13 protein-coding genes are annotated in these 11,971 nt (G+C 62.0%); 6 read left to right on the top strand and 7 right to left on the bottom strand.

Annotated elements, in window-relative coordinates; translation table 11 throughout:
• Positions 1–7: 7 nt before the first annotated feature.
• The 6 genes from G6P99_RS15815 to G6P99_RS15790 form a co-directional block, all read right to left on the bottom strand.
• Complete coding sequence (locus G6P99_RS15815; RefSeq protein ID WP_334262044.1) at positions 8–511, bottom strand: hypothetical protein; 504 nt, start codon at positions 509–511, stop codon at positions 8–10.
• A 153-nt stretch (positions 512–664) separates the two neighbouring features.
• Positions 665–1,618, bottom strand: coding sequence for a hypothetical protein (locus G6P99_RS15810; protein ID WP_156928904.1), 954 nt, complete (start codon positions 1,616–1,618; stop codon positions 665–667).
• Positions 1,619–1,629: 11 nt separating this feature from the next.
• On the bottom strand, positions 1,630–2,100 hold the full coding sequence (locus G6P99_RS15805; protein ID WP_156928903.1) for a hypothetical protein: 471 nt from the start codon (positions 2,098–2,100) through the stop codon (positions 1,630–1,632).
• 244 nt (positions 2,101–2,344) lie between these two features.
• The gene (locus G6P99_RS15800) at positions 2,345–2,722 is read right to left on the bottom strand and encodes a hypothetical protein (protein WP_029084099.1); all 378 of its coding nucleotides are present in this window, start codon (positions 2,720–2,722) and stop codon (positions 2,345–2,347) included.
• A gap of 36 nt (positions 2,723–2,758) precedes the next feature.
• Entirely contained in the window at positions 2,759–3,562 is an 804-nt protein-coding gene (locus G6P99_RS15795) for a tyrosine-type recombinase/integrase (protein ID WP_165128697.1), read from the bottom strand.
• An 88-nt stretch (positions 3,563–3,650) separates the two neighbouring features.
• Positions 3,651–4,073, bottom strand: a complete 423-nt coding sequence (locus G6P99_RS15790) for an integrase arm-type DNA-binding domain-containing protein (RefSeq protein ID WP_165128695.1) — start codon at positions 4,071–4,073, stop codon at positions 3,651–3,653.
• 831 nt (positions 4,074–4,904) lie between these two features.
• On the opposite strand from G6P99_RS15790, the gene G6P99_RS15785 reads away from it, so the two are divergent.
• The 4 genes from G6P99_RS15785 to G6P99_RS15770 all read left to right on the top strand — a co-directional run bounded on the left by G6P99_RS15785 (position 4,905) and on the right by G6P99_RS15770 (position 7,785).
• Entirely contained in the window at positions 4,905–5,282 is a 378-nt protein-coding gene (locus G6P99_RS15785; RefSeq protein WP_029078013.1) for a VOC family protein, read from the top strand.
• Between the two features lie 173 nt (positions 5,283–5,455).
• Entirely contained in the window at positions 5,456–6,730 is a 1,275-nt protein-coding gene (locus G6P99_RS15780) for an acyl-CoA dehydrogenase family protein (RefSeq protein WP_029078014.1), read from the top strand.
• A gap of 148 nt (positions 6,731–6,878) precedes the next feature.
• Positions 6,879–7,496, top strand: coding sequence for a flavin reductase family protein (locus G6P99_RS15775; RefSeq protein ID WP_029078015.1), 618 nt, complete (start codon positions 6,879–6,881; stop codon positions 7,494–7,496).
• Between the two features lie 13 nt (positions 7,497–7,509).
• Positions 7,510–7,785, top strand: a complete 276-nt coding sequence (locus tag G6P99_RS15770; RefSeq protein ID WP_029078016.1) for a GNAT family N-acetyltransferase — start codon at positions 7,510–7,512, stop codon at positions 7,783–7,785.
• Positions 7,786–7,988: 203 nt separating this feature from the next.
• On the opposite strand, the gene yghU is transcribed toward G6P99_RS15770, so the two are convergent.
• Positions 7,989–8,867, bottom strand: a complete 879-nt coding sequence (gene yghU / locus G6P99_RS15765) for a glutathione-dependent disulfide-bond oxidoreductase (protein WP_029078017.1) — start codon at positions 8,865–8,867, stop codon at positions 7,989–7,991.
• 270 nt (positions 8,868–9,137) lie between these two features.
• Here yghU and G6P99_RS15760 point away from each other — a divergent pair, with 270 nt between their 5' ends.
• Together G6P99_RS15760 and G6P99_RS15755 are read left to right on the top strand one after the other, a co-directional pair.
• Positions 9,138–10,271 carry a nitronate monooxygenase gene (locus G6P99_RS15760; protein ID WP_029078018.1) on the top strand — a complete coding sequence of 378 codons (1,134 nt, stop codon included), beginning with the start codon at positions 9,138–9,140 and terminating at the stop codon, positions 10,269–10,271.
• Between the two features lie 149 nt (positions 10,272–10,420).
• Positions 10,421–11,932 carry an acetyl-CoA acetyltransferase gene (locus G6P99_RS15755; protein WP_029078019.1) on the top strand — a complete coding sequence of 504 codons (1,512 nt, stop codon included), beginning with the start codon at positions 10,421–10,423 and terminating at the stop codon, positions 11,930–11,932.
• The last annotated feature ends 39 nt before the right edge of the window (positions 11,933–11,971 follow it).

The following is an 11,971-nucleotide window of genomic DNA, read 5'->3' as shown; positions in this document are numbered from 1 at the left end:
TTGCCGCTCAAAGACCATCAACACGGCTCCCTGGAACGCGAGGCTTTCCGCTACGTGAGGCGCGCGAGTCGTAGAAAATGTCCACTTGCCTAATAGCGGATGGTAAGTTGGCGTTATGGGTGGCGACGCGCTCCTCAATAAGTCGAAAAGCAAGTTCAATGAAACTCATTCGCTCCTTAAAAAATCTGTCTGCGGATTCGCCTCCATCGAAATCGGCCAAGAACCACGTTTTGCAAACATCATTCATCCCCCACGATCCATGATAGTGGTGCGGTTGGCCGTTCCATGTCCCCATGAAGTTGTAGGTCAGTGGCGAAAGGGACGTTCGCCCCAATTCCATTGACAGCCTGCTTTGAACGTCCGACCAGAGGGTCTTGTTGCCGTCGTTGAACGGACATAGCTGTTCCGAGAACAATCGGTACGCCTGAACCAACAGCCGTCGCTCGGTGTCTGTGAACATGGTCCAAAGCGTCGTCAGCTTGTAACGCTCTGCAAAAATATCTGTCAGCATTGGTTTTACTACCGCAATGCCCGTTGCGAATCGGGAGCCTACACGGTGGCACAATGCAGGGTAGCGTTGAGGCGATTAGGACGCTTGTCCCGGTTATTCACAGGCGTGGCCGGTGCCAGCGCTCGGTTGCGGGCTATAAACACGCGGGCGAAGCTATGATTTAGAGGGGTTGTGATTTTCAATAAGCTGGCGGGAGACAACTTTCGCCGGGTCACGCTCTCGGTACTGCTTTGCGAAGTCCTCGTCCGTCATTTCCACATCGCCGTAATCGACGTAGTCGAGATGAGTCCAGCTCCCGTCGGGCAGCCGCTCCATTCCGTACAGGTATCCTACAAACCCGCTGCGCGGCACAATGTACGCGCGGACGAACGGATTGTGCTCATGCGCCTTCTTTATAAATTGAGCGCCCGGCGTGCCTTCGATGAACCATGGCTGATTGCCGAAGTACCCGAACTGTTTGGAGATGATGGCATTGAGCCGCTGCAAGGCTGAGAGGGCGTCTGCGCGCAAGGTCTGATAAGTCTCCGGACTGAAATGAATAGAGCGATTGCGAAGTTCGCCGAGAGCAAGAAAGTCCGGTCTGACACCATCCGCCAATGCGCGCCAGTCCGATAAGACCGAAGTCGCGAACTCCCAGTTATCAAACGAATCCTTGCGGTAGACCTTCTTGTAGTGTTCGGATGACTTGAAGAAATCACGCAGGTCGAGCACCAGATGGTTCAAGATGCGCTCACCTAATGCGCAGGCAGCAACGAGGGCGGGATAGTACGCCTCAGCTACAAAGGCTCGACGCGCCTGTTCGTGCAGCGGATTATGATACGACAGCATAGACATCGACTTCGGTCCCAGATCGACCGTATTCCTTACGACTTCCGCGATGCGCAAGGTGCCGTACCGTAGCTTCAAATGCTCAATCGCCCGCTCGCGGCTCTCCGAATGCTGCTGCTTTACTTGCTCGTCCCAGTGCTCTCCGGGATCATCGAGGCTCATTGGGGTCGAATCGAAGTCGAATGAAAAAGGATGATAACGGCGGGCCTGGCGGTCAGACAGATTGGGATGACCCGCGTCGTAGACGCCACGGGGAAGGTCGGCGATTGTTGTTCGCATCGGCGACCGAACTAAGTCCAGCCGCCAGAACGAGGCGGAAGCTGCCTATTAAACTTCCTCGCTTCGTCTGAATCGAAGCGCAGTCTCGTCTTGCAATCGGGACACATTAGATGTGCTGCATCGGAGCGTTGCAAGATTTTCTTTTTGCGATCTTCGTAGCAATTCGGACAGATGTAATGGGACGGGAGGTTGCCGGCAGCGGGGGGCTTGCGCAAATAGGCGAAGGTGTCGGCGCTGATGGTCACAAGTTGGTAGTTTTCCTTTTCAACGTCCCATCTGTCAAAATCAGCCACCGTCTTTTCGAGTTGACCGACTTTTTCCAAGAGCGCTGTCTGTTCCTCTCGCGCGGCCAGTATCTTTTCTTGAAGTTCAATGACCGCCGCATTTCGGATGGTGGCGTCGTTGATGTCCTTGAGCGCTTTTGTCATATCAAGCGCAGCTTTGAGTGCGCTTAAGCCGCCGAGAGTTTCGGCTACAACCATGTCGACCCCCTCGAGTTTCAACAATTGACGGAGTGAAACATATCCGCGCCAAGGGAAATCTACTATGGCGCAAGCAAAAATGGCACGTTTATACACTGACCTAACACTCGGGCGATTGCCGATTGATTTTATTCGACAATTCCCGCTATTGACTTTCCCGCAAGGCGAGAATGTACGACGCCAAAGAGCCCGCCTCGATCTGGAGCGGGCTCTCTGCTGCTAAGATCAGGCACTTAGCGGCGGCTTACGAGTTGAGTGGTGGCAGCTTGTTAAAGGCACGGCGGGAGGCAGTGCTCTCGTATTCGTCTCGCTGGGACTGTTCTTTGACGGTTGCGACATGGCGCTGCGCCGCTTCAATCGAACCGTCTAAGCCATCGGACAGCAAGACGGTATGCAGCGCCTCTTGAAGGTCGGCCAGCTTCAGCACAGCGATGCTGGAGAAGCCAGTCACGGCGGCGATTTCACGCATGATATGCATGGCCATGAACTCGTCGTAAGCGACGGCCCCCTCGACGTTGGAGTCCGGGGTTGCGCAAATGAGCTTGCGATAGGTTTCGCCGCGCGCGATCAGGCTATGATGCAGTGCTCGAACGCCAGTGACGGCTTCGTCGGTGGTCGCCATAGTAGTTGCTCCTCTCTTGGCAATTATTTCCTTGCGTCATGCTGCCAGCCGCGGCCCAGCATCAGCGGCTTCCATGGGTTCGGCGACAATGCGCCTGATCTCATTAGCCAGTTTCTGAAGGGCCTCGCGCTTTTCGCCGATGCGCGGGTCCTGATCGTAGACCTTGCCGGTGATCGCCGAGACATCCCCGTGCTCGTCCTTCGCGACGGTATGGTCGAGGCATAGCGAGATGATCGAGCGCGGGATTCCGATGCTGCCCATCAGGCTGGCGGCGGTGCGGCGCAGATCATGGGGCGTGAAAGGTTTGATGCCGAGCAGTTCGCAAAGCCCGATGGACCGCACGACCACCTTGCCGTTCCGCTTGGTCTTGTTGCCCCGCAGCGCGCAGGCCATCGCCTTGCGGTTCAAAGGCTCGTCCTGCCAGCGGCCCGCGAACAGCCACGGATAATTGCCCATGGCTTCCTTGGCGATCTCGACCGCCAGATCGGACAGCGGCTGATGAATTTCCCGGCCCGCCTTGACGCGCTCCTCGGAGATCACCACCAGCGGCGCGGCGCTGTTCAGATCGCCCTGCAGTTCATCGCGATGGATGTGCAGCAGCTCGACCGACCGCAGCATGCTGACCAGCGCGAACTTGATCGCGAGGCAGATGCGGCGATCCGTGGTGATGTCGGGCCGGTCTAGCCCATGCCAGAGCACCTTGATCTCGTCAGGGCTCAGCTTGCGCTTGCGCGGCTCCTCGGGGGGCAACAGGGGCAGGTTCACGCAGGGCGATGCGCAGACATAGTCGCGGCCAGCTTCAGCCGCCCAGTTGAAGAGCCCCGATACAGCCTTGCGCATATGCCGGGCGCTGGAGACCGATGCTTTCAGCGGCTTGCCGTATAGGATCAGCTTGCCTGCGAGGATGTCGGCCTGCAGCTGCGCGATGTCAGCTCTTCATGCGCGGGGCTTTTTTGATGACCACGCCATGCTCAGTGTGGCGGCGCGTCTGGACCTCCTCGCTGATCCAAGCGATGCGCTTGTCGATGATCTCGCCAACCGTGATGCCTGCCTGCTTGGCTTGCCGACTGCGGACCTGCCGGGCTGTCTGCGCTACATCCTCGCCATTGGCGATCCTTAGCTTCAGCTTCCACGCTTCCTTCCGCCAGAACGCAAGGTCATGCTCGGGCATTTGGTAGACGCCCAGGCGATGCGTGCCGCGCCTCTTGGTGATCGGGCAGGTATATTTCAGGGAGAAGGTCGGCGGCGCTGTCGGGCTCAGGCTGACGTAGAAGCCAGCGCAAGAGGCGTCATAGATCTTGCGGCGCTGCTTGACCTGCGCGCGGCAGTTTTTCTCGGTGATGTTGGGCATGGGGTGCTCTCAGGCGGATCGGGGCGGATACCGCGCTGGGGCCTTGCCCCAGCAGCGACGGTTCAGCGAAGCCCCCAGCGGCCTTGATGGAAAAGCGTATTACCAAAAGAGCCTAGTTTTAAAGGGTTTTCATAGGCTCGATGGAGGCCAGTGGGGCTCGCCTGAGATCAAAATAGAGCCCACACGACTTCGCCGTCCGCCTCATGCGCACTCGTCAGTTGCGCATTCGGCGTCCACCGCATCCCACACCGCGTTCGTGACGACCGCGAAGCGCCCTCGATCGGGTGAGACGGGTGCACCATACACCGAGTTGCTATTCCGATAAACCGAATTGCCTTTGGCGGAGGGTCTTGCCACGTCGGGCAACTCAGTGATTGAGCGCGTGAGGGAAGCACTAGCGGAAGGGTTCCCTCTCCCCTTGCGGGAGAGGGTGAGGGAGAGGGTGCCATACGGCGAACTCTCTCCGAATTTGTCACAGCGGCAAGCGAACACGTTGCGAGACCGATGCACTCATCGATCAGCTCGCCCGGGGCCACCCCTCTCCCCACCCTCTCCCGCAAGGGGAGAGGGAGCCTAAGCGGCGTGCTCACCTCACCGTCATTCCGGGTTCTCGCTTCGCGAGCCCTCAGGTGCGCAATTGCGCACCGGGGAATGACCATGGAAACAACGTCGCTTCCGAACACCGCACGCCTCGAGGCCGCTTCCGCCGCGGCAAATCTGCTGCTAGCGTTTGACCGGCGCGCGCGGCATGCGGGACATTGCGCGGCATTGCGGCGCGCCAAGACAACGCGCCAAAACAACGCGCCAAGACAAGCAGGGAGGATATTTCAGATGTTTTCACACGTGATGATCGGCACCAACGACCTGGACAAGGCCAAGGCGTTCTATGACGCGTTGCTGGCCACGCTCGATGTCCGGCCGGCCCGGGTCGACGGTCACCGCATTATGTACCTCACCAAGGCCGGCATTTTCATGGTTTCCAAACCGATCAACGGCGAACCGGCGACGCACGCCAATGGCGGCACGATCGGCTTTGCCTGCAATTCGCCGGAGCAGGTCGAGCCCTGGCATGCGGCCGGCGTCGCTAACGGCGGCAAGCCCTGTGAGAACCCGCCCGGCGTGCGGGAAGGTTCTGGCGTCAAGCTCTACCTCGCCTATCTGCGCGATCTCGACGGCAACAAGATCTGCGCGATGCACCGGATGGTCTGAGCGCCTGCCGCCAAATTCGATCTTGAGACCGACGGCGTTTAAACAACGTTTTAAACGCTGTCGCGATATTCCGCGATGCGGCAGGGATCACGCCGAAAAGCATGCTCGCGCTTCGCAAATCCTAAGTCTATTGTCGGCCGCAACGCGAAATCTCGCTGATGGGAGGACCAAGAATGAAACACGCCTATATCCCGCGAACCACGACCTACAATCTCAATCCTGGCGAAGAACTCAACGATCTCAGGATGTCGGACGAGGTTCGTCCGCTTTACGAGCACGTCAAGAAGTTCATCCGTGAGACCGTCGATCCGATGTCGGTCGAGTTCATGCGACTCGCCGAGGGCAAGAAGGACCGTTGGAGCTTCACGCCGGAGCAGCTCGCGGTATTGCAGAAGGCCAAGGACAAGGCCAAGGAGGAAGGGCTGTGGAACTTCTTCCTGCCCGATGACGAGACCGGCCAGGGCCTGAAGAACCTCGACTATGCCTATATCGCCGTCGAGCTTGCGAAGAATCCGCTGGCGTCGGAGACCATGAATTGCTCCGCGCCCGACACCGGCAACATGGAAGTGCTGGAGCGCGTCGGCACCAAGGAGCAGAAGGAGAAATGGCTGAAGCCGCTGCTCAACGGCGAGATCCGCTCGGCCTATGCGATGACCGAGCCGAACGTCGCCTCCTCCGACGCCAAGAACATCTCGACCACCGCAAAGCTCGTCGGCGACGAGTGGGTGATCAACGGCGAGAAGTACTACATCTCCGGCGCCGGCGATCCGCGCTGCAAGATCATGATCGTGATGGTGAAGACCAATCCGGACGCTGCGCCAAGCAAGCAGCAATCGCAGATCCTGGTCCCGATCGACACCCCCGGCGTCGAGATCCTCGGCCCGATGCATGTGTTCGGCCACGACCACGCGCCGCGCGGCCACATGCATCTGCGCTTCAACAATTGCCGGGTGCCGAAGGCGAACATGCTGCTCGGCGAGGGCCGCGGCTTCGAGATTTCGCAGGTCCGTCTCGGCCCGGGCCGCATCCATCACTGCATGCGCACGATCGGGAAGGCCGAGAAGGCGCTCGACCTGATGGTGTCGCGTGGCCTGACCCGCGAAGCCTTCGGCAAGAAGATCGCCCATCTTGGCGGCAATTTGCAGATCATCGCGCAGGCGCGCTGCGAGATCGAAGCGATGCGGCTGATGGTGCTCAAGGCTGCCAAGGCGATGGACGTGCTCGGCAACAAGGAAGCGCGGATCTGGGTCAGCATGGTCAAGGCCATGGTGCCGGAGCGCACCTGCAAGATCATCGACCAGGCGATCCAGATGCACGGCGCCACCGGCATTTCGCAATGGAGCCCGCTCGGCGAGATGTACCAGGACGTCCGCCATCTGCGCTTCGCCGACGGTCCGGACGAGGTGCACTGGATGGTGGTCGGCCGCCACGAGCTGAGCATGCCGTAGGCTTTTTTCTCTTCCCCGCTCTTCGCGGGGCGAGGTAAGCAAGTTTGGTAGGGCGGGTTAGCGCAAGCGTAACCCGCCTTTTACTTTGCTGTGCGCCCGCGGCGGGTTACGCTTCGCTAACCCGCCCTACGCTCTTCCGGATCATCCCATGGAATACGCCCCAAGCGACCTCACCCAGCGCGAATGCTACAAGGTGCTGACTTCCTTCGTGCTGCCGCGGCCGATCGCCTGGGTGACCAGCATCGGGCCGGATGGCGTGGTCAATGCGGCGCCGTTTTCCTTCTTCAACGTGTTCTGCGAGGACCCACCGCTCTGCATGTTCGCGGTCAACCGTCGGCCCGACGGCCGCGAGAAGGACACCTTCATCAACATCCAGCGCACAGGTGAGTTCGTGGTCAACCTCACCGACGAACCGTTGGCGCGCGCGATGCACGAGAGCTCGGGCGACTTCCCGCCCGAGATCGGCGAGCCCGACTATCTCGGCCTCAAGCTCGCGCCCTCGCGCAGGATCGCGGTACCCCGGCTTGCCGACGCCCCTTTCGCGATGGAGTGCAAGACCTGGAAGCTGATCGACGTCAACGGCGACCGCCAGCTGATCATGGGCGAAGGCATCCACTTCCACATCCGCGACGAATTGTGGGATCGCGAGGCGATGCGCGTGCACATGGAGCGCTACCACCCGATCGGCCGCATGTTCGCCGACCGCTATTGCCGCACCGACGACCGCGTGGTGTTTCCCGCAGCCGAGGGCGCGCAGAAGAAATAACCGAGGAAGATAAATGAGCGAAGCATTCCAGGACAACGAGGCGCAGAGCCGGTTCGAGCTCAAAGTCGACGGCGCCACCGCCTTCGTGGTCTACCGCAAGACGCCGGATGCGATCACGCTGGTGCATACCGAGGTGCCGCCGGAGCTCGGCGGCCGCGGCATCGGCTCAAAGCTCGCCCGCGCCACGCTGGAGGCGGTGCGCGCGCAGGGCCGCAAGCTCGTCGTGAAGTGCGAGTTCATCCAGGGCTTCATGAAGAAGCATCCGGAGTACGACGATTTGCTTCAATGATGCGTAGGGCGGGTTGGCCGAAGGCGTAACCCGCCGATGTCTTCCGCGCACGAGGGCGGATTGCGATTCGCTAATTCGTCGTCATGGCCGGGCTTGTCCCGGCCATCCACGTCTTTCAGGCCGCATTGAAGCAAAGACGTGGATGCCCGGCACAAGGCCGGGCATGACGAGTTTCACCGAGAGGCCGAAGCTTGCTGGCGACGCTACGACGCCGCTTGCTCGCCGATCTTGTCCTGCGTCCTGGTCTCGAAATCGCTGGCCTCATGCCGCTCGTGGAGCTGGCTCGACGGCTCGCCCCAGGTGCGGTTGACCATGCGGCCGCGCCTCACCGCAGGCCGTGCCGCGATCGCGTCGGTCCAGCGCTGCACGTTCTTGTAGTCCTGCACCGAGAGGAATTCGCCGCCACCGTAAAGCAGGCCCTTGGCCAGGCTGCCGTACCAGGGCCACACCGCCATGTCGGCGATGGTATAGACGTCGCCCGCGAGATATTCGCTATCGGCGAGACGGCGGTCGAGCACGTCGAGCTGGCGCTTCACCTCCATCGCAAAGCGATCGATGGCGTATTCGATCTTGGTCGGGGCGTAGGCATAGAAATGCCCGAAGCCGCCGCCGAGATAGGGCGCGGCACCCATCTGCCAGAACAGCCAGGAGAAGGTTTCGGCGCGCGTCTTGGCGTCGGTCGGCAGGAATGCGCCGAATTTTTCCGCCAGATAAACCAGGATCGAGCCGGACTCGAACACTCGGATCGGCTCCGATCCGCTGCGGTCCATCAGCGCCGGGATCTTCGAGTTCGGATTGACCGCGACAAAGCCGCTGCCGAACTGGTTGCCGTCGATCTTGATCAGCCAGGCGTCGTATTCCGCACCCTTGTGCCCCGCGGCGAGCAGCTCTTCCAGCATCACCGTGACCTTCACGCCGTTCGGCGTCGCCAGCGAGTAGAGTTGCAGCGGGTGACGGCCGACCGGCAGTTCCTTGTCATGGGTCGGGCCGGCGATCGGCCGGTTGATGCTGGCGAAACGCCCGCCGCTCTCCTTGTTCCAGGTCCAGACTTTTGGCGGCTCGTAGGCAGGGGTGTCAGTCACGTCATTGGCTCCCGATTTACGTTTTTCCAAGGTGGCGCGGCGACCGCCGTGCATGTCCGCACTAGATGGTGGGCACAGCTGGCTTTGCCCACCCCGTTCTCCCGCATTTTCTACCTTGCGGAATGCGCCGCGAGGGATGCAGCCAGAGCAGCGCTTGCACGCAAGATCGCGGTAGCCGAAACCGGCTTGGCTTAGCCATCCATGATGCGCTAGCGTCGCGGAAGCCTGATGCCAACAAGCACAAAAAACGGCTGCCGGGAGAACCGCTCCATGAAATCACCGATCTGCGACATGCTGGGAATCGATTTCCCCCTGCTCGCTTTCAGCCACTGCCGCGACGTGGTGGCGGCGGTCAGCCGCGCCGGCGGCTTTGGCGTGTTCGGCGCGACCGCGCACACGCCGGACACGCTGGAGCAGGAGCTGAAGTGGATCGATGCGCATGTCGACGGCAAGCCCTATGGCATCGACGTGCTGATCCCGGAAAACATCTCGACCGCGGGTGAGAAGAACGTCACCTGGAAGAGCCTGGAGGCGCGCGTCTCGCAGGAGCATCGCGACTTCACCCGCAATCTGCTGAAGAAATACGACATCGAGCTGACGAGCCGAAACGTCGCCGACAACCAGCCACAGCCTTTCGATGCCGAGACCGCGCTGCAACTGCTCGAGGTCTCGTTCCGGCATCCGATCCGGCTGATCGCCAATGCGCTCGGCGTGCCGCCGAAGGCGATGATCGAGATGGGCCGCAAGCACGGCGTGCCGGTGGCGGCATTGGTCGGCTCCAAGGAGCACGCGCTGCGCCAGGTCGCGGCGGGCGTCGACATCCTGGTCGCACAGGGCACCGAGGCCGGCGGCCATTGCGGCGAGGTCTCGACCATGGTGCTGGTGCCCGAGGTGATCAAGGCGGTCAGGAAGATCCGCGACGTGCCGGTGCTCGCCGCCGGCGGCATCATGACCGGCAGCCAGATGGCGGCCTGCATGGCGATGGGCGCGGCCGGCGCCTGGACCGGCTCGGTGTGGCTTGCCACCGTGGAGTCGGAGACCTCGGAGATTTTCCGCGAGAAGATGATCGCGGCGTCCTCGCGCGACGCGATCCGCTCCAAGGGCCGCACCGGCAAGCCGGCGCGCCAGCTCCGCTCGGTCTGGACCGATGCCTGGGACCGCTCGCCGGACAGCCCCGGTGCGCTGCCGATGCCGCTGCAAAGCATCATCAGCCGCGACGCCTTCAATGCCATCGACCGCTCGGCTGCGGCCGGCAACGAGAAGGCGCGCGATCTCGTCACCTACTTCGTCGGCCAGGGCGTCGGCCTGATCGACAGCGTGAAGTCGGCCGGCGCCGTGGTGCAGGAGTTCAAGGAAGACTTTGTCGAAGCCGTCGAGCACATGAACGCGCTGGTGGCGGAGTGAGTGCACGCGGCCCCTCCTCGTCATTGCGAGGTGCGAAGCGACGAAGCAATCCAACCTATCCCCGTGTGGAGATGTGGATTGCTTCGCTTCGCTCGCAATGACGCCCAGAACAACGATCGAGTCCAATACCGCAGAGTGAACCAACAAGAATGTCGAACAGCATCCCCGAAGACCGCATTCCCGTCATCGTCGGCGTCGGCGAGATCGTCGATCGTCCGAAGGACATCGCCGCCGGCCTCGAGCCGCTCACCTTGCTCGAGGAGGCGCTGAAGCGCGCCGAGGCCGACAGCGGGGCCAAGCTGCTCTCTGACGTGCAGTCGCTCGACGTCGTCAACTTCCTGAGCTGGCGTTACCGCGATCCCGAGAAGCAGCTGGCGCAGCGGCTCGGCGTTCAGCCTTCGCATCTCTATTACGGCCCGGTCGGCGGCGAGAGCCCGATCCGCTATCTGCATGAGGCAGCGCAGCGCATTGCGCGCGGCGAATGCAGTGTCGCCGCGGTGTGCGGCGCGGAGGCGCAGTCGACCGCGACCAAGGCGCAGCGCGCCGGCGTCGAACTGCCGTGGACGCCGTTCGCACACGACGTCGAGGAGCCGAAGCGCGGCGCCGCGTTCCAGAAGCCGCTGGCGGTGTCGCTCGGCGTCTTCAGGCCAATCACGGTCTATCCGCTCTATGAGTCCGCAACCTCGGCGCATTGGGGCCAGACCCCGCGCGAGGCGCTGAAGGAATCCGGCGATCTGTGGTCGACCTATGCGCGCGTTGCGGCCGACAATCCGAACTCGTGGCTGAAGAAGCGCTTCACCGGCGACGAGATCACCACCGCAACGCCCGATAACCGGATGATCGCCTGGCCGTATACAAAACTGATGGTGGCGAACCCGACGGTGAACATGGGTGGCGCGCTGATCCTGACCAGCCTTGCCAAGGCGCGCGCTGCCGGCGTGCCGGAGGACAAGCTGATCTATCCGCTCGGCGGCGCCTCGGCGGAAGAGCCGCGCGACTATCTGATCCGCGATCAGTTCGTCGAGAGCCACGCGCAGAATGCGGTGCTGAAGGCGGTGATGGACCTCGTCGGCGGCGACGGCAGGAAGTTCGATGCGATCGAGCTGTATAGCTGCTTCCCCTGCGTGCCGAAGATGGCGCGCCGCACACTCGGCCTCGGTGCCGACGTGCAGCCGACCGTGACGGGTGGTCTTACGTTCTTCGGCGCGCCGCTCAACACCTACATGACGCATTCGGCCTGCGCGATGGTGCGCAAGCTCCGCAGCGGCGGCACGCTCGGCCTGCTCTACGGCCAGGGCGGCTTCGTCACCAAGCATCATGGCCTCGTGCTGTCGCGCGCGGCGCCGACGACGGCGCTCAAGCAGGACACCTCCGTGCAGGCGGAAGCGGACCGCAACAGGCGTGACGTGCCCGATTTCACCGCGGAGGCCGCGGGCAAGAGCAAGGTCGAAGCCTTCACCGTGATTTACCGCGCCAATGGCGAGGTCGAGCATGGCGTCACCATGCTGCGCACCGAGGACGGCCGCCGCACGCTCGGCCGCATCCCGGCCAGCGATACGGCGACGCTGGCGTATCTGCAGGACATGGACCGCACGCCGGTCGGCACGCTCGGCGACATCGTCACCGCCGGCGACGGCGTGCTGGAATGGCGGGCGGGATAAGAACTCTCGCCCCAGGCGCGGTGTAAGGCTCCCTCGCCC

Origin of the sequence: Bradyrhizobium sp. 6(2017) (genome assembly GCF_011058295.2) — a bacterium.
In the GTDB taxonomy this organism is placed as follows: Bacteria; Pseudomonadota; Alphaproteobacteria; order Rhizobiales; family Xanthobacteraceae; genus Bradyrhizobium; species Bradyrhizobium septentrionale.
This window is presented reverse-complemented; position numbering and strand designations above follow the sequence as displayed.